Raw genomic sequence first — 15,725 nt, 5'->3', positions numbered from 1 at the left:
TGTGTTGATGTCAGAGCCAACCCGCACGGGCCAAGGCGCGGGAGACGGATGCAGCCAACAAGGTGTGGCCATAAGGGGTGGGGTGGAAGCCGTCTGAGAAGGCGTACTTTTTCCACCAGCCTGGGGTTTTGTCTTTCATTGCATCCAGTGTGGTGCTCAGGCACGGAAAGTTGCCGAGAGGTCCAACGGTTTCCGTGCAAACGGGTGAAGTCACGTCACTCAGGCCATAGGGGCCGGGGTTGCTGATTTCGTCTGTGAAGTCGGCGTAGAAGTCGACCAAAGCAATCTTGCTGTTGCCATTCACTTTGCTTTTCAGTTGCGCATTGAATGCACCAATCCATTGCTGAATCGCTGCTTTCAATTGCAGGCTGGCGGCTTCGCCTTGGGCCGTTTTGACGGTTTTGATAACGTCCTTGAAATCCGGTGTCAAGGTGATGTCGGGAACGTTGAGGACTGCTACCTTGGTCGCGCCTTTGCCCAATGCCTGGGTGTCGATGGCCGTGTAGAAGGTGTTGGCCAGTTGGGTCATGTAGATGCCGGCCGCTTGGGCGGCTCCAGTTGCACCTTGACTCAACAACGGATCTACCACACTCGCATCGAGTTGCTGTAGCAAAAAGGCACGCAAAGGCATGGCGTCTGGTGCGCCCAGATAAGACTTGACGAGATCTGCTGCATCGTTTCCGCCGCCATCAATCAGCAGAAGATCGGTGGCCAGATAGTTGCCTGCCGACGCCTGCATTGCCAGCTGCGAACCAACTGTTTGGGGGTTAGATGCGCCGCCTTTCAATTTGTCGACCACGATCCTGCCGCCGCCAATGGCGTAGTTGGTGCAGCCGGGCGTGGGGTTGGCGATGAATGTGGTGCCGTCGTAAGCGAAAAAGTTGCACTGCTTGGAGCCATCCAAACCAAAATGATTGGCCACGATTTGCGGCCAGACCTGGGAGTTTTTGGGCTCTGTAGGGTCCATCACCGTGAACTTCACGCCGAACGTCCCCACATCGGCCAGGCTGTCGCCCATCACATACACCTTGCTGATCGTGGTTTTGGGGGGCAGGCTGTCATTGCCGCCGCAGCCTGCCAGCCCCCATGCCAGCACGGCCGCCAGCCCTGCTACCAGGCCGTATCGTTTGAATTGATGCATCGTTTAACTCCTGTTGTTTCAAAAAAAGAACGGTTGTTCTTTTTTGTCATCGTAGGAGGGATGGCCGCTTATCGCATTGGTATATATACCAACAGACTCTTTGTATATTGACAATGAAAACTATTTGTAGCTTTTTTTCATCACCAAAATCATCAGCGCCAGGCTGGTGGTGATGACGTTGGCGATGATGATGGGCCAGGCCATCATGAGCACGCCGTACACCAGCCACAGGGCCACGCCCACGGTGAACAGGCTGTACATACCCAAGGAGATGCCGCTCACGTCGCGAGTGCGGAAGGTGTGCCAGGCCTGGGGCACAAAGCTGGCGGTGGTCAGGATGGCGGCCAGAGAGCCGACCCAGTCAATCAGGTTCATGGCCTGATTGTCGCTTGGCGCTGTGGTCTGGAGGGCGTGTTGGTGGGGCTGGCTGGGTTGTTTGTGTCACGTACCGCCCATTCCAGCAGGGCGTCCAGCGCCGGGCGGGCCTGGTTGGCGTTGGGGTGGTTGATGATGGCGACCACGCTGTAGCGCTGGCCGCTTTGGCCCTGCACATACCCGGCGACCGATGCCACATCACGCAAGGAACCGGTTTTGAGCCAGGCCTGCCCGATCACGGGCGAATTCGGCTGGCGTTCACGCAAGCGCGCCGCCGTGCCATCCACACCCGCAATGGCCAGGGAGTTTTGAAACGCGTGGGCATGCGGGCTGGCGCTGGCCGCGTGCAGCAAGGCCGTGAGCGCTTGGGCGTTGCTGCGCTCGATGCGCGACAGGCCCGAGCCGTTGTCCAGCACGGGCTCTGGCAGCCCCGCAAACTCCGATCGCCACCAGCGCAGCACACGCAAACGCGAAGCCTCAAACCGGCCCGGGGCGCCCAGATCGCTCGAAAGCGTCAAAAACAACTGCTGCGCCATCACGTTGTTGGACAACTTGTTGATGTCGGCCATCACCTCGGCCAGCGGCAGTGAAGGTGCCTCCAGCAGCAAGCGCGCCCGTGCGGGCACCGTGCCATCGCGCACTTGGCCCGTCAGGCGTCCACCAGAGGCCAGCCACAGGGCGCGAATCAGTTGAGGGGCATAGGCTTCTGGCGCTGCAAAGGCCACGGGCCAGGCCCGTTCGCCGCAGCTGGCGGGGTAAGTGCCCGCAAACCGCGCCGCTTGCGACTGGCTGAAGTCGGCCTGCAGTTGGCGGCGCCAGTCGTTGCAAGGGCCTGTGCGCAAAGGCAATTCCTGAGGGACTTCAAAGCCAGCCAGCGGCGGCTCGTAGCGCACACGCGCCAGGCCTGCGGCCACATCCGGGCTGAAGGTGTAAATCACGGCCTTGAAGTTCAGCAGCAAGCCATCAGGGCTCACGTTGTAGGGGCGCAGCGGCTCGTCGTCAAAGGGCTCGCTGCGCGGGCTGACGTCAAACACGCTACGGTCCAGCAGGATGTCGCCGCGCACCTCGCGCACTCCGGCGGCGTTGATCTGGGCCATCCAGTCCTGCAAGCGCTCGACCACCAGTTTGGGGTCGCCACTGCCGCGCAAGATCAGGTTGCCGTGCAACACACCGGCTAGCACCGGCCCGTCTGTATAGACGCGGTTGCGCCAGATGTATTGCGGCCCCAGCAGCGACAAACCCGCATAGGTGGTGATCAGCTTCATGACCGATGCCGGGTTCATGGTCTCAGCAGCGCGGTGGGTCAAGCGGGGCAGCTCAGGGGCGGCGTCAGGCATCGGCTGTGATGCAGGCACGGGACTGACTTGCACGCTGATGGCCGAAGGCGGCACCTGGGCCTGGCGCAGAGCCTGCAAAACGGCTGGGGGCAGGTGGTGGGGCGCTGCGCTGCGATGTGTGCGGCTTGGGATTGGTGACGTTTCCTGTGCAGCAGGCGTCCAAGGCGCGCACAAGCTCAGCCCTAGGGCCAGCCACGCAGCGCGCACAGGCTTCCAGTGGGGTCGGGGTGTTGGCTTGCGTGCGTGGGGATGAGCGGAGAGACAAAACAACATCGCCCAAGTCTAGCGGTCTGCGGGCGATGTGGGCTTCGGCTCAGGTCCCATGTCGGGGTCTTCGACCGCCGACCTGCGGCAAGGACTCGTAGGTCGGCACTCGAAGAGTCCGACGTTGGGCCGATGAGGCAGCAGGCCAGCCACGTATCATTGCGCCCATGCGATTTTCTTCAAAAACCGTGGGCCTGGTCTCGGCGGTCATCACGGTGCTCATCTGGACTGGCTTCATTGTCATTGCCCGCGCCTCGGCTTCGCGGGGGCTGCTCCCTCTGGACATTGCGCTGGCCCGCATTCTGGGGGCCAGCTGCGTGCTCTTGCCCTGGGCCTGGTGGCTGATGCGGCCTGCCCGTCAGCGGGGCGAGAAGGTCGGCTCGCTTTTGGGGCTGTCGCCCTTGCCGCTGGCGCCCACGGTGCAGGCCGGGTTGCTGGGGGGCTTGCTCTATGCGGTGCTGGCCTACAGCGGCTTCTTTTTTGCGCCAGCAGCCCATGCTTCTGTCTTGATGCCGGGCAGCTTGCCGCTGTGGACCACTTTGCTGGCCTGGCTGGTGCTGCGTGAAAAAGTGTCATCTTCGCGCGCCGTGGGCCTGGGGCTCATTGTGCTGGGCGATTTGCTGGTGGGTGGGGTCAGCCTGCTCAAGGCCTTTGAAGGCGGCGAGGTCTGGAAAGGTGATCTGCTCTTCATGACGGCGGCCTTGTGTTGGTCGGGTTACAGCGTCACCGTGCGCCGTTACGGCCTGGACGCAGTGCGTGCCACCATGGCGATCACGGCGTTTGCCTTCGTGGGCTTTGTGCCGCTTTACCTGGCCCTGATTGCCCTGGGTGTCTTGCCCACACATCTGCATCAGGCCCCGTGGACCGAGTTCCTTTTTCAGGCCGCTTTCCAGGGCGGCGGCTCGGTGGTGATTTCGGGCATCACCTTCACGCAGATGGTGCGCCACTACGGGCCCGTGCGCTCGACCATGATCACCGCCCTGGTGCCGGGTCTGTCGGCCATGGGCGCGGTCTGGTTGTTGGGCGAGCCCATGCATTGGAACTTGCTGGCCGGGCTGGCGCTGGTGACCGGTGGCATCTTGTTTGGTGTGCGCCAGGCCAAGCCTGCGGGGGGCGCCAAACCATGAGCGCGCACAACTGGCTGGCCTTTGACACCAGCACCGATGTGCTGTCTTTGGGCGTGGCCCGGGGTGATCAGGTCTGGACGCAAACCTTGCCCGGTGGCGCACAGGCGTCCAGTGGACTGATTCCCGCAGTGCTGGCCATGCTGGCCGAGGCCGGTCTGACCTTGCCGCAACTGGACGCCGTGGTGTTTGGTCGGGGGCCGGGTTCCTTCACCGGTTTGCGCACGGCTTGCGCGGTGGCGCAAGGCCTGGCGTTTGGTGCCGACATTCCGGTGCTGCCAGTGGACACCTTGCTGGCCGTGGCCGAAGAAGCCCGGTTCGAGCAATGCCAGGCCGGGCATATTCAGAGCGATGCGCCGCTGACGGTGCTGGCCTTGCTCGATGCGCGCATGGACGAGGTCTACAGCGCGGCCTACCGTTGGCAGCTCTTGTCTGAGGGGAATGGGCCAGTTCAGGGCAACTGGCAAGAAGTCTCTGCTTTGCAGGTCAGCGCCCCCGAAAAAATTCACAGCCCGCAGGACAAGCCTGTTTTGTTGGCAGGCAATGCGTTTGCCGCTTATGGCGAACGCTTGCCGCAAGGGCCGCATTGCGTGGCCTTGCCCACCGCTTCGGCCTTGTTGCGACTGGCGCCCGCCTTGTGGGCGCAGGGCTTGGCCGTGCCTGCCGATCAGGCCATGCCGTTGTACATCCGCGACAAAGTCGCCAACACCACCGCCGAGCGCGAAGCCCTGAAGGCCCAGGCCCTGGCCCAGGCCCAGGCCCAAGCTCTTGCTGCCACCCGCGCCGCAGCCAACCCATGAGCGTGAACATGGGACAACCGCACTCGCCACTTCAGCCTCAGCAGCCGCCGTGCGAGGCCATGCGCAACGCGGTCACCTTGCGGACCATGACGCACGACGATCTGGACGCCGTGCTGGCCATCGAGCAAGCTGCCTACAGCCACCCCTGGTCGCGGGGCAATTTTCGGGATTCGCTCAATCCGCTGTTTGACGCCCAGTGCCTGTGGTTCGAAGGCGAATTGCTGGGTTACTTTTTGGCCATGCACGGCGTGGAAGAAATGCACCTGCTCAACATCACCGTGGCACCGGCCCGGCAAGGGCAAGGTTGGGGCCACATGATGCTGGACGCCTTGTCGCTGTGGTCGCGCAGCCAAGGCGCCAAAGTGCTGTGGCTCGAAGTGCGCCAGAGCAACGCCCGTGCCCTGCACGTTTATGAGCGCTACGGTTTTCGCCGCGTCGGCCTGCGCAAGGATTACTATCCCCTGGACCGCCAGCAGCGCGAACACGCCGTGGTGATGAGTCTGCCGCTGTGAAGGGCACCTGCCGCTTTTGCACTTGCACTTGACCGCCAGACCCGCTGCGCATGAATTTTGAGACGAATGGACATGACCGACCCCACCCGATTTGACCTGGACGACCGCCAACGCGCCATGCTGGCCGAGATGGGGGTGCGCGTCTGGTGGCCCAAGGCGACCGAGTTGTCCAGGCCAGCCGCTGACACGGTGCCGGCTGAGATGGCACCCCAGAGCGGTGCCAAGGCAACTGCATTACAGAGTGATGCACGGCTTGCACCATCTGCTGCTGCAAGGACTTCGGCACCGGACCCCGCCATGACGTCTACGTCAGCACCCGAGGTGGCGGCAAAAGCGGCACACAGCAGGCCTGTACCTGCTGCAGCCCCGGCCACGACAGCGCCTGCGTTACCTGCTGCAGCGCAGGCCCAGCCCTTGGCAGAAGGCGTTGACCGCATGGACTGGGCGTCCCTGCAAGCCACCGTGGCGACCTGCCAGGCCTGCCCCTTGTGTACGGAACGCAAGAACACCGTCTTTGGCATGGGCCATGTTCAGGCCGACTGGATGGTGGTGGGCGAAGCCCCGGACGAAGAGGAAGACGCGCAAGGCAAGCCCTTCGTCGGCCAGTCGGGACAATTGCTCGACAACATGCTCAAAGCAGTGGGTCTCAACCGGCAGGACGAGAGCGGGTCTGGCGTCTACATCGCGAACGCCCTCAAGTGTCGCCCCGCCATCCCCCGCAACCCGACACCCGCCGAAGTGGTCACCTGTGCCCCCTATCTGATGCGTCAGGTCGCCCTGGTCAAACCCAAAGTGATCCTGGCCATGGGCCGTTTTGCCGTGCAATCCCTGCTGCAAAGCAACGAACCCCTGGGCAAACTGCGCGGCCAGGTGCACGACTGCCAGGGCGTACCGGTGGTGGTGACCTACCACCCCAGCTATTTGCTGCGCAACCCCGCCGACAAAGCCAAAGCCTGGGCCGATCTGGTGCTGGCGCTCAAGGTGGTCAAAGGCTGAAGCTCTCGTCGGGGGTCTTCGAACGACGACCTACGGGGGTTGCCGAGGGTGTGACTTCGTAGGTCGGTACTCGAAGAGTCCGACAATTTCTCCGGCAGAAGGCTGAAGCGCAAATTAGCCCAAGCTCCCCATCGACTCGCCCATGCAGATTGGGCGGGCCGGTGTCCAGTCCTTGTTGAACTGCATCACGCCTTGGGGGAACAGCATCACCACGGTGGAGCCGAGCAAGAAGCGGCCCATCTCTTCGCCTTGCGCCAGGGCGATGTTGCCCATCTCGTAGGTCCACTCGCGTACCGTGCCCGGACGCGGCGGGTTGACCACGCCGTGCCACACGGTGGCCATGCTGCCCACAATGGTGGCGCCCACCAGCACCATCACAAACGGGCCGTGCTCGCCGTCAAAAACACACACCACGCGTTCGTTGCGTGCAAACAGCCCCGGCACGCCGCGTGCGGTGGTCGGGTTCACCGAGAACAAATCGCCCGGCACGTAAATCATGCGCGTGAGCTGCCCCGCGCAAGGCATGTGGATGCGGTGGTAGTCGCGTGGGCTCAGGTAGAGCGTGGCAAATTCGCCGTCTTGAAACTGCGCGGCCAATGCGGAGTCGCCGCCCACCAAGGCGCGTGTGCTGTAGCGGTGGCCCTTGGCCTGGAAGACTTGGTCGCCAGAAATCGGGCCGCACTGGCTGATGGCGCCGTCCACCGGGCTCACAAAATCAGCCGCAGCCAACGGACGCGCATCGCCGCGCAAGGGGCGGGTGAAGAATTCGTTGAAGCTCTTGTAGCTGGCCGTGTCCGGGTTGGCCGCTTCGCTCATGTTCACGTTGTAGCGCTTGACGAACCAGTTGATGATCCCGGTGGTCGCGCCGCCCCATTGGCTGCCCGCCACCCAGCCTGCAAAGGCGGTCAGGGCTTGTTTTGGAATCATGTATTGCGGCAAAACTGCCAGGCGATCAGAAAAGGAGCTGGACATAAGAGGCCGCGGGGGCGGTTCAAGAGAAGGCCCTGATTTTATCGGGCAGCCGAAGGGGCTCTGGCACAGGTCCATGTCGGGGCAGAAGCTGCCGACCTGCGGCTTGGGTAGATTCGTGCCGCAAAAAATGCCTTTGACCCAGTAGGTCGGCACTCTAAGAGTCCGACGCTGTTGTGCTTGAGCGATCTGGTGGGTTTGACGGGGTAACCCACCACGTCGGGGTCTTTGACCGCCGACCTACAGCTGGCCGTGCGAGGACTTCCCCGTAGGTCGGCACCTTCAGCACCAACGCTGCTGGCACAGGCACAATCCGGGGCATGAACATCCCTTTGCTTTCGGTCGAACATCTGGTCAAGCGCTACGGCGACGCCACGGTGGTCAACGACCTGTCTTTCCACATCGAGCCCGGTGAATGCCTGGGCGTGATTGGCCCCAACGGCGCGGGCAAAACCACCACGCTGCGCATGTGCTTGGGCTTGTCGCAGCCCGACAGCGGCAGCATTGCCTACTTTGACGGCCTGCAAATGCCGCGTGACGCCTTGGCCATCAAAGCCCGCTTGGGCGTGGTGGCGCAAATGGACACGCTGGACCCGGACTTCACCGCGGAAGAAAACCTTTTGGTCTTTGGCCGCTACTTTGGCCTGCCCGACGCGGTGATCCGCGAGCGCATTCCCCAGCTGCTCGAATTCGGCGCCCTCAGCCACAAAGCCAAGGCCAAACCGGGCGAGTTGTCGGGCGGCATGAAGCGGCGCTTGAGCCTGTCGCGAGCCCTCATCAACCACCCGCAGCTCTTGATGCTGGACGAGCCCACAACGGGCCTGGACCCGCAGGCGCGGCACCTGATGTGGGAGCGCCTGCAGGTGCTGCTGCAAGAAGGCAAATCTATCTTGCTCACCACCCACTTCATGGACGAGGCCGAGCGCCTGTGCAGCCGACTTTTGGTGCTGGACCAAGGCCGCAAGATCGCCGAAGGCAAGCCGCGCGATTTGATTGCCCAGCACCTTGAGCCTGAAGTCGTGGAAGTCTTTGGTCAAGGCGCAGTGGCGCTGGCGCAAGAAGCTGGCCTGAAAGCGCTGGCAGGGCGGGTCGAGGTCAGCGGTGAAACGGTTTTCTTCTACACCCAAGACAGCCGAGCGCTGATGCACGCGCTGGAGGCCTGGCCCACGCTGCGCACGCTGCACCGACCTTCCAACCTGGAAGACCTGTTCTTGAAATTGACCGGACGCCAGATCCGAGAGGAAGGTTGATCATGAGTCAAATTCAAAACAACATCTGGGCCGCGCCCCGCCTGTCCATGCGCTGGTGGCCCGTGTTTCAGCGCAACTGGCTGGTCTGGAAAAAGCTGGCCATCCCCAGTCTGGTGGGCAACATCGCCGAGCCACTCATGTGGCTGGTGGCTTTTGGCTACGGCCTGGGTTCGCTGGTCGGGCAGATCGAGCTGGGCGGCGAAAAGGTACCTTACATCCTCTTCCTGGCCAGCGGCAGCATCTGCATGAGCGCCATGAACGCGGCCACCTTTGAGGCGCTGTACTCGGCGTTCTCGCGCATGCATGTGCAAAAAACCTGGGACGGCATCATGAACGCCCCGGTGCGCCTCGACGATGTGGTGCTGGCCGAAATGCTGTGGGCCGCATTCAAAGCACTGTTCACCGTCACGGCCATTTTGGGTGTCATGATGGCCCTGGGCATCAGCCACAGCTGGAAGCTGCTGGTGGCCTGGCCCGTGCTGCTGGGCGTGGGCATCACCTTCAGCTGCATGGCGCTGATCTTCAACGCGCTGGCCAAAGGCTACGACTTCTTCACCTACTACTTCACCCTGTTCCTCACACCCATGATGTTCCTCTCGGGCATCTTCTTCCCACGCGAGCAATTGCCCGGCTTCGTGCGCGTGATCGCCGACTGGCTGCCGCTGTCGGTGGCGGTGGATTTGGTGCGCCCGCTGTTTTTGGACCGCTGGCCAGACCAACCGCTGCACCATGTGCTGGTGCTGGCGGGGTTTGCGGTGGTGTCGTTTTGGATTGCGTTGGCGTTGACCCGCAAGCGGTTCAGGAGTTGAGTGTGCAAGGATGCATCTTGCTGATGCGCACAGAGGTCGTTGGGCACTCAATTCCGTGGGCAAGTACTTTTGGGTGTGGTTTTCTGGAATGTCGCAATATGGCAATCTTTGCCATTGATGGAAAATTCCATGACTCTTAACGTCTCTTTGCCCATGGAACTTGAGGCCCGCGTCCGTGCGCACGTTGCATCGGGTCTGTATGGCTCAGCCAGCGAGGTCATTCGTGAAGCCTTGCGACTTTTGGAGGCTTATCAATCGGTACAACAGTCCAGTCTGGCTGCACTCAAAGCCGATATCGATCAAGGCATGGCCGATCTCGACGCAGGGCGGGTGAGCAAGATGGACATGGCTGCCATCAAGGCCCAGGGGCGTGTTCTGAAAAAGCGCAGCTGATGCCTGAAGTCTCTTTTGCGCAAAGCGCGCAGACGGACCTTTTGGAGGCGTGGTCTTTCATCGCTGAAGAAAGTTTCGAGGCGGCCGACCATGTTTTGGACGTCATTGAAAAAGAAGCCCAGACATTGGCATTGCACCCTTGATGGGGAGAGCGCGACCGGAATTGCGCAAGGACGTGAGATGTTGGCCTACATCGGCTGCGTACAACCTGTACTACGTCGCCAACGATTCCGGGATCACTGTCATCCGTGTTTTGCACCATGCGCGAGACATCAACAGCAGGCTCTTCTGAGGCGGTGTCATGGGCTAGTGCTTGACAAAAGCATCGAGTGGCCAAAAGTTTGGCTTCAGGGCATTTTCCGGATTCTGTGAGTGCCAAGCTGCTGCAGTGATGGGATTTGTAGGTCGGTGGTCGAAGACCCCGACAGCTGTCGGTCGTCCCTTGATGCCTGTCGCTCAGTGGCTTTGCGCCAACCCTTGCACCCATGCCATCTGCCCAGGCAAACACCGCGTCTCCAAATCGTAGTTTTCCACCGCAAATGTCCGAGCCTGCGCGCCCAGCCGTGCCCGCTCGCTGGGGTTCTCGCACAAGGCCGCCACTTGCTGTGCCAGCGCCGCCGGATCAAAGAAGTCGACCAGTTGCCCGGTTTCGCCGTGTCGAATCGCTTCGCGCACCGGGGCAGTGTCGCTGGCCACGATGGCGCAGCCGGCGCTCATGGCTTCAAGCAGGCTCCAGCTGAGCACGAAGGGATAGGTCAGGTACACATGCACGGTGGACACCTGCAGCACGCGCAGGTAGTCGGCATAGGGCACCTTGCCCACAAAGTGCACGCGTGACAGGTCCAGCGCGCCCTTGACTTCCTTCAAGAAAATCTCGCGCCAGGTTTGGGCTTGGCCGTCGGGGTCGGGAGGCGGTGCCGCGCCGTAGCTCACTTCATTGCCACCAATGATGACCACACGGGCCTTGGGGCGGGCCTTCAGCAGCGCAGGCAGCGCCCGCATGAACTGGTGGTAGCCACGGTAGGGCTCCAGGTTGCGGTTGACGAAGGTGATGACTTCGTCGCTCTGGCTCAGCACGATTGGGCCTTGCGCGGTTTGCAGTTGCAGCTGGGCTTCGGGGTTGGGGCGGACCAGTTCGGTGCGGATGCCGTCGTGGATGACCGCGATGCGCGAAGCAAAGGGCTTGGGGAACAGCGAGGCCTGCCAGTGTGTGGGCGCGAGGCCCGCGTGCGCACGCGCAAAGTGCAGCTCGTAGTTGGCGTTTTTCATTTGCAGGCGGCAGCCCACGTCGGGATCTGCGCCTGGGAACTCGGGGTCAAAGCCCACGTCGGCCCCCAGGGCCTGGTAGAAAAACTCGCAATAGATGCCGATGCGGGCCGCTGGCCAGACTTGCGACAAAAACAGGCTCTCGCCCCAAGCGGGATGGGACACGATCACGTCGGGCGTGAAGCCGTCTTGCTGGAGCTGGCGGGCGGCGCGGTAGGCGGCTTCGGCCCGCAGGGTTTTGACTTCCAGATCAGCCAGCCAGCGGTGTGTGCCTTGTGCGGGCTGGCCTGAAACGGGGTAGCGCACCAGCTGCACGCCGGGCACGGGCGGGCAGGCATTGATGTGCAGCGCCACCACGCGGTGGCCGCGCTGCGCCAAGGCAGGGGCCAGGTGCTTGAACTGGCCGGGAAAGTTCTGGTGGACGAAAAGGATGTTCATGGGGCGCCAATCAGGCGTGAATCATCGCATGACAAATCAGGGGCAGGCGGTGTTTCCGGGGCGGCTTGACCCGCTCAAGCATGGGGTCAGGGCCGCTTGAGCGCTTCGCGTGCCAGCCCTTGCAGGTCCAGCCCCTTGGCTTGATCGTTCTGAATCAGGCGTTCAGACAAGCGGGGGGGTATGGTGATGACGAGTGGAAATTCGGACAGCGGCATTTCCCATGAGCGGCGGCGCTCATCCTTGGCCGCTGGGTTACGCACTGTGATCACCATCTGCTTGGCCCCTGATTTGCGCCAGCCTTCCAGACGACTGAAGCCGGAGGCGCCTTCGACGGCCAGGTAGTCGATGCCTTCGAATGCTTCTTCGTAATACACCTCTTGCGCCAGTGTGCCCAGCGGCCACGCGATCTTGCCTCCCTTGACCGATTGCAGGCCAAACTGCTGAGATTCAAAAACCCCTAGGGCTCCGATGCGGGGTTTTTTCTTCAAACTTTTCATCATGAATTGCCACTGCGCGTCGCTCGAAGCAAGTAATTTTGTAGACGGCGTTCTGGCCGCATGAAAATAAGGCACATCCCGCTCTTTCGGAATCGTCCCGTTCTTGTAATAAATCTCAAAGCGGTGCTCGCTGGCACGGCGGCACACATCGGGGTTGTCGCCCCAGCCACACACCTCTTCGTCCTGGTTTTGCACCATCTTGTAAGCAATGGCTTCGGCCCCTTGCAGTTCGCTGCTCACAAACTCTTGTGGCATGCAGAACTTGCGCGCAAACTCCGGCGTCACCACCCACAGCCACGGGTCTTTGGTGTAGCGGGCTTTGCCCGGGCGTGGCCCGGTGTAGTGCCCGCTGGGGCAGTTTTCATATTGGGTTTTGACTTGCGCTTGCGTCAGCACGGGCGCGCTGGCTGCGGACGCAGCAGTGGATGCGACAGCTTGGGCGTTGGCTGTGCTTTGGGCATGCACGGCGTTCAGGCAGGACAGCGCCACCGTCAAGCTGAGCAAAAGGCGCAGGCCATGCGCCATCCATGTGGGGTGTTGTGTCATTCGCATGTGCGGTGTTTTGTGTGTGGGGTGGGCGGTTTCTGAATGTAATTGAAAAGATTACCAAATCGGCAGGGTGATGGTTCGCAGCTGTTGTATCGCAGGGCTGTTGGATGCGGTGTCGCTGTCAATCTTTGGGGTGGCGTTCATGCCCATGGCGCCTGTTGTCAGTAATTCATTCGGATCGGGCCGCTAAGATGCCGCTTTTCTCCGTTTTTCAAGCATTTCAAGGAAAGATCATGAGCATCCAGACCGTAGGCATCATTGGCGCAGGCACCATGGGCAATGGCATTGCACAGGCGTGTGCGGTGTCGGGCATCCAAGTGGTGATGGTCGACATTTCGGACGCGGCCGTGGCCAAAGGCGTGGCCACCGTGGCCAGCAGCCTGGACCGTCTGGTCAAGAAAGAAAAGATCAGCGAAGCCGACAAGGCCGCTGCGCTGGCCCGCATCCAGGGCTCCAGCAATTACGACGACCTCAAGGGCGCCCAGCTGGTGATCGAGGCCGCCACCGAAAACCACGAACTCAAGGTCAAGATCTTGAAGCAGCTCGACGGCATGCTGGCCCCCAACGTGATCATCGCGTCCAACACCTCGTCAATCTCGATCACGCAACTGGCCGCCGCCACGCAGCGTGCTGACCGTTTCATCGGCATGCACTTTTTCAACCCCGTGCCCATGATGGCGCTGGTCGAAATCATCCGTGGTCTGCAGACCAGCGACGCCACCCACGACGCGGTGCACGACATGGCGCTGGCCTTGGGCAAGACACCCATCACCGTGAAAAACGCCCCCGGCTTTGTGGTCAACCGCATCCTGGTGCCCATGATCAACGAAGCCTTCTTTGTGCTGGGCGAAGGCTTGGCCGAAGCCGAAGCCATTGATGCGGGCATGAAGCTCGGCTGCAATCAGCCCATTGGCCCGCTGGCGCTGGCCGACATGATTGGTCTGGACGTGTGCTTGGCCGTGATGGAGGTCTACCTCAAGGAGTTTGGCGACAGCAAATACCGCCCCAGCCCCTTGCTCAAGGAAATGGTTGCAGCAGGCCGCTTGGGCCGCAAGACCGGGCAGGGTGTTTACACCTACTGAGCCTTGCAACGGGCAATCCCATCCGACGTGATATGAGGGTCAGTTGGGTTTGCCAGATTGCCGCAGCATCACGATGTTGCGGTAACCCAAGCGGATCAGACCCTGGTCCTGAAAGTGTCGCAACTGCTGGTTGACCCGTTGGCGAGAGGCTGAGGCTGCCTGCGCCAAGTCGGACTGACTCACGCGCAGCATCACGCCGTCGGCCACCTTGACGCTGTTGAATTTGGCAATCCGCTCCAGCGCCGCCCAAACGCGCTGCTCCAGGCTGTGCATGCCTTGGTCGGCCAAGGTGTCAAACAACTGGTTGATGCGCAAACCCAGAATGCGCAGCAGGTCCAGAGCCACCACAGGGTCGCGCCCAATCAGTTCAATCAATCGGGCGCGTTCGATGTGCAAGACCTGTGTCAAGCCATGAGAGACCAGGTCGGCGGGGTTGGTGGCTTCTGCAAACACCGAACTCAGCCCTGCGATTTCACCGGGCAGCATCCAGCGCAGCAATTGTTCCTCGCCTTCGGGTGTGATCACGCTGATGCGTACGCGTCCACTGACGACCATCCATGCCGCCGAGGTGGGTTGGCCCCGGCTGAGCAAGACCTGGCCATCGGTCCAGGTGCGCAGCACGCCCACGCTGTGCAGCGCTTGGGTCGAGCGCGGCGTCAGCGCCGAGTTCACGGTCCAGGTTTGGTTGAAGTCGGGCGCGTCCAGCGCCTTGAAGACAGCGCTGCGTTTGGGGCTGGACGTGACCGTGCTCGGTGTGCGGGGGCGGGGCAGTGGCATGTTGATTTCGGGTGGCGTTCAGATTTATTTTGAGTGCTTTCCCCTAAATTGTCACATCAGAAACAATTTGGCGCTCCCGTGGGGCTTCAAATCTGCTTCGCCGAGCTTGACGGTGATCAAGCCTGTAACCCATCCATTGGAGACAACATGAAATTTACTGCCCCTGCATTTGTTCGCACCACTTTGGGTGCCATCGCTTTGACCCTGGGCGCCAGCGCCATGGCGCAGTCCGTGGTGCGCTTCCAAGACTATCCTGGCACCGGCAACCTGTTGGTGCGTGTGGCCCAAGAGCAAGGTTTCTGCCAGCAAGCGGGCATTCGCTGCGAACTGCGCACCATCGCGGGTGGGCCACTGGGCATGCAGACCATGCTCTCGGGTGACATCGAAGTGTTTTTTGGCCCGACCGAAGTGGCGGTTGCAGCCGTGGCCCGCAAGGCCCCCATTTCCATCATTGCCGCAGGTTTCGTTGACCCGGTGTTTTTCATGGCCGCAGGTGCAAAAACCGAATTGCCGACCGAAAAAGAAGGCTACCCCGGTGTGGTCAAGTCCTTCAAAGGTAAAAAAATCGGCGTGACCCAACGCGGCTCAGGCGCTGAATTTCAGGTGATCGACATGCTGGCCGATGCGGGCCTGACCGCGAACGACGTGACCTTTGTGGCCGTGGGCGCGCCCGACACGGCATTCCCAGCGCTCACACGCGGCCAGGTCGATCTGGTCATGACCTTCCCGCCCGCCGACGGCATGTGCGAAGTGCTCAAGGCCTGCCGCCTGGTGGTGGACCCCCGCAAAGGGCAAGGCCCCAAGAGCATGCTGGCAACCCGAGGCGGCGCTGGTGCCATGGCGGTGAAGACCGAATGGGCAGCGGCCAATCCACAAACGGTGGCCGCCATCCGCAAGATGCTGGACATGTCGGATGCTTTCGTCGCCAACCCGGCCAACTTCGGCAAGACACTGGAGATCCTGCGCAAGACCTTTGCACTGCAATTGCCCAACGCAGACCAGATCGCTGAGGTGAGCCTGCGCAACGGCATCGGCAACTTCAAGGCCCGTGGCACCGTGCCCGCCATGCAGGCGGTGGCCGATGCCATGACCGAAAACAAGCTGCTGCCGGTCAAAGTGGACATGGCACCAGCCGTCTTGCCTTGA

Annotated in this window: 16 protein-coding genes; 9 read left to right on the top strand and 7 right to left on the bottom strand. The window is 61.7% G+C overall.

Going from position 1 to position 15,725, the window contains the following annotated elements; genetic code table 11:
- Window positions 1-10 precede the first annotated feature (10 nt).
- From AMM33_RS06455 to dacB, 3 genes are all read right to left on the bottom strand, one after another.
- Window positions 11-1,141 (bottom strand): SGNH/GDSL hydrolase family protein, encoded by a 1,131-nt coding sequence (locus AMM33_RS06455; RefSeq protein WP_090139685.1) that lies wholly within the window; start codon window positions 1,139-1,141, stop codon window positions 11-13.
- 120 nt (window positions 1,142-1,261) lie between these two features.
- Window positions 1,262-1,516: a SemiSWEET family sugar transporter gene (locus AMM33_RS06450; protein WP_090139684.1), complete on the bottom strand. Its 255-nt coding sequence runs from the start codon at window positions 1,514-1,516 to the stop codon at window positions 1,262-1,264.
- Entirely contained in the window at window positions 1,513-3,060 is a 1,548-nt protein-coding gene (dacB, locus tag AMM33_RS06445; RefSeq protein WP_228767983.1) for a D-alanyl-D-alanine carboxypeptidase/D-alanyl-D-alanine endopeptidase, read from the bottom strand. Before dacB ends, AMM33_RS06450 begins: the two co-directional genes overlap by 4 nt.
- A 224-nt stretch (window positions 3,061-3,284) precedes the next feature.
- Here dacB and AMM33_RS06440 point away from each other — a divergent pair, with 224 nt between their 5' ends.
- The 4 genes from AMM33_RS06440 to AMM33_RS06425 all read left to right on the top strand — a co-directional run bounded on the left by AMM33_RS06440 (window position 3,285) and on the right by AMM33_RS06425 (window position 6,549).
- On the top strand, window positions 3,285-4,244 hold the full coding sequence (locus tag AMM33_RS06440; protein WP_194945277.1) for a DMT family transporter: 960 nt from the start codon (window positions 3,285-3,287) through the stop codon (window positions 4,242-4,244).
- On the top strand, window positions 4,241-5,041 hold the full coding sequence (gene tsaB / locus AMM33_RS06435; protein WP_090139678.1) for a tRNA (adenosine(37)-N6)-threonylcarbamoyltransferase complex dimerization subunit type 1 TsaB: 801 nt from the start codon (window positions 4,241-4,243) through the stop codon (window positions 5,039-5,041). Before AMM33_RS06440 ends, tsaB begins: the two co-directional genes overlap by 4 nt.
- 8 nt (window positions 5,042-5,049) lie before the next feature.
- Window positions 5,050-5,553 carry a ribosomal protein S18-alanine N-acetyltransferase gene (rimI, locus tag AMM33_RS06430; RefSeq protein ID WP_369802409.1) on the top strand — a complete coding sequence of 168 codons (504 nt, stop codon included), beginning with the start codon at window positions 5,050-5,052 and terminating at the stop codon, window positions 5,551-5,553.
- A 72-nt stretch (window positions 5,554-5,625) separates the two neighbouring features.
- Window positions 5,626-6,549, top strand: a complete 924-nt coding sequence (locus tag AMM33_RS06425; RefSeq protein WP_090139887.1) for a uracil-DNA glycosylase — start codon at window positions 5,626-5,628, stop codon at window positions 6,547-6,549.
- 114 nt (window positions 6,550-6,663) lie between these two features.
- Here the strand turns inward: AMM33_RS06425 and asd are convergent, their stop codons facing one another.
- On the bottom strand, window positions 6,664-7,521 hold the full coding sequence (gene asd, locus AMM33_RS06420) for an archaetidylserine decarboxylase (RefSeq protein ID WP_090139674.1): 858 nt from the start codon (window positions 7,519-7,521) through the stop codon (window positions 6,664-6,666).
- A gap of 317 nt (window positions 7,522-7,838) precedes the next feature.
- Here asd and AMM33_RS06415 point away from each other — a divergent pair, with 317 nt between their 5' ends.
- The 3 genes from AMM33_RS06415 (at window position 7,839) to AMM33_RS06405 (ending at window position 9,970) form a co-directional block, all read left to right on the top strand.
- Window positions 7,839-8,768, top strand: coding sequence for an ATP-binding cassette domain-containing protein (locus AMM33_RS06415; RefSeq protein WP_090139673.1), 930 nt, complete (start codon window positions 7,839-7,841; stop codon window positions 8,766-8,768).
- A 2-nt stretch (window positions 8,769-8,770) separates the two neighbouring features.
- On the top strand, window positions 8,771-9,577 hold the full coding sequence (locus tag AMM33_RS06410) for an ABC transporter permease (RefSeq protein ID WP_090139671.1): 807 nt from the start codon (window positions 8,771-8,773) through the stop codon (window positions 9,575-9,577).
- A gap of 129 nt (window positions 9,578-9,706) precedes the next feature.
- Window positions 9,707-9,970 carry a type II toxin-antitoxin system ParD family antitoxin gene (locus AMM33_RS06405; RefSeq protein ID WP_090139885.1) on the top strand — a complete coding sequence of 88 codons (264 nt, stop codon included), beginning with the start codon at window positions 9,707-9,709 and terminating at the stop codon, window positions 9,968-9,970.
- Between the two features lie 456 nt (window positions 9,971-10,426).
- Here AMM33_RS06405 and AMM33_RS06400 read toward each other — a convergent pair whose 3' ends face one another.
- Complete coding sequence (locus AMM33_RS06400; RefSeq protein WP_090139669.1) at window positions 10,427-11,674, bottom strand: glycosyltransferase; 1,248 nt, start codon at window positions 11,672-11,674, stop codon at window positions 10,427-10,429.
- 86 nt (window positions 11,675-11,760) lie between these two features.
- Window positions 11,761-12,723, bottom strand: coding sequence for a hypothetical protein (locus AMM33_RS06395; RefSeq protein ID WP_090139668.1), 963 nt, complete (start codon window positions 12,721-12,723; stop codon window positions 11,761-11,763).
- 230 nt (window positions 12,724-12,953) lie between these two features.
- Between AMM33_RS06395 and AMM33_RS06390 the strand changes: the two genes are divergently transcribed.
- Complete coding sequence (locus tag AMM33_RS06390) at window positions 12,954-13,802, top strand: 3-hydroxybutyryl-CoA dehydrogenase (RefSeq protein WP_090139666.1); 849 nt, start codon at window positions 12,954-12,956, stop codon at window positions 13,800-13,802.
- A 39-nt stretch (window positions 13,803-13,841) separates the two neighbouring features.
- Here AMM33_RS06390 and AMM33_RS06385 read toward each other — a convergent pair whose 3' ends face one another.
- On the bottom strand, window positions 13,842-14,579 hold the full coding sequence (locus AMM33_RS06385) for a Crp/Fnr family transcriptional regulator (protein ID WP_090139664.1): 738 nt from the start codon (window positions 14,577-14,579) through the stop codon (window positions 13,842-13,844).
- Window positions 14,580-14,726: 147 nt separating this feature from the next.
- On the opposite strand from AMM33_RS06385, the gene AMM33_RS06380 reads away from it, so the two are divergent.
- Entirely contained in the window at window positions 14,727-15,725 is a 999-nt protein-coding gene (locus AMM33_RS06380; RefSeq protein WP_194945276.1) for an ABC transporter substrate-binding protein, read from the top strand.

This window comes from Limnohabitans sp. DM1, from assembly GCF_001269385.1.
Classification (GTDB): domain Bacteria; phylum Pseudomonadota; class Gammaproteobacteria; order Burkholderiales; family Burkholderiaceae_C; genus Limnohabitans_A.
Note: the sequence above shows the minus strand (reverse complement) of the source record. Positions and strands in the feature narration are given on the sequence as shown.

Coding starts and splice junctions, on each gene's coding strand:
- AMM33_RS06455 (WP_090139685.1), bottom strand. CDS start 1,141: ATGCATCAATTCAAACGATACGGCCTGGTAGCAGGGCTGGCGGCCGTG.
- AMM33_RS06450 (WP_090139684.1), bottom strand. CDS start 1,516: ATGAACCTGATTGACTGGGTCGGCTCTCTGGCCGCCATCCTGACCACC.
- AMM33_RS06440 (WP_194945277.1), top strand. CDS start 3,285: ATGCGATTTTCTTCAAAAACCGTGGGCCTGGTCTCGGCGGTCATCACG.
- tsaB (WP_090139678.1), top strand. CDS start 4,241: ATGAGCGCGCACAACTGGCTGGCCTTTGACACCAGCACCGATGTGCTG.
- rimI (WP_369802409.1), top strand. CDS start 5,050: ATGGGACAACCGCACTCGCCACTTCAGCCTCAGCAGCCGCCGTGCGAG.
- AMM33_RS06425 (WP_090139887.1), top strand. CDS start 5,626: ATGACCGACCCCACCCGATTTGACCTGGACGACCGCCAACGCGCCATG.
- asd (WP_090139674.1), bottom strand. CDS start 7,521: ATGTCCAGCTCCTTTTCTGATCGCCTGGCAGTTTTGCCGCAATACATG.
- AMM33_RS06415 (WP_090139673.1), top strand. CDS start 7,839: ATGAACATCCCTTTGCTTTCGGTCGAACATCTGGTCAAGCGCTACGGC.
- AMM33_RS06410 (WP_090139671.1), top strand. CDS start 8,771: ATGAGTCAAATTCAAAACAACATCTGGGCCGCGCCCCGCCTGTCCATG.
- AMM33_RS06405 (WP_090139885.1), top strand. CDS start 9,707: ATGACTCTTAACGTCTCTTTGCCCATGGAACTTGAGGCCCGCGTCCGT.
- AMM33_RS06400 (WP_090139669.1), bottom strand. CDS start 11,674: ATGAACATCCTTTTCGTCCACCAGAACTTTCCCGGCCAGTTCAAGCAC.
- AMM33_RS06395 (WP_090139668.1), bottom strand. CDS start 12,723: ATGCGAATGACACAACACCCCACATGGATGGCGCATGGCCTGCGCCTT.
- AMM33_RS06390 (WP_090139666.1), top strand. CDS start 12,954: ATGAGCATCCAGACCGTAGGCATCATTGGCGCAGGCACCATGGGCAAT.
- AMM33_RS06385 (WP_090139664.1), bottom strand. CDS start 14,579: ATGCCACTGCCCCGCCCCCGCACACCGAGCACGGTCACGTCCAGCCCC.
- AMM33_RS06380 (WP_194945276.1), top strand. CDS start 14,727: ATGAAATTTACTGCCCCTGCATTTGTTCGCACCACTTTGGGTGCCATC.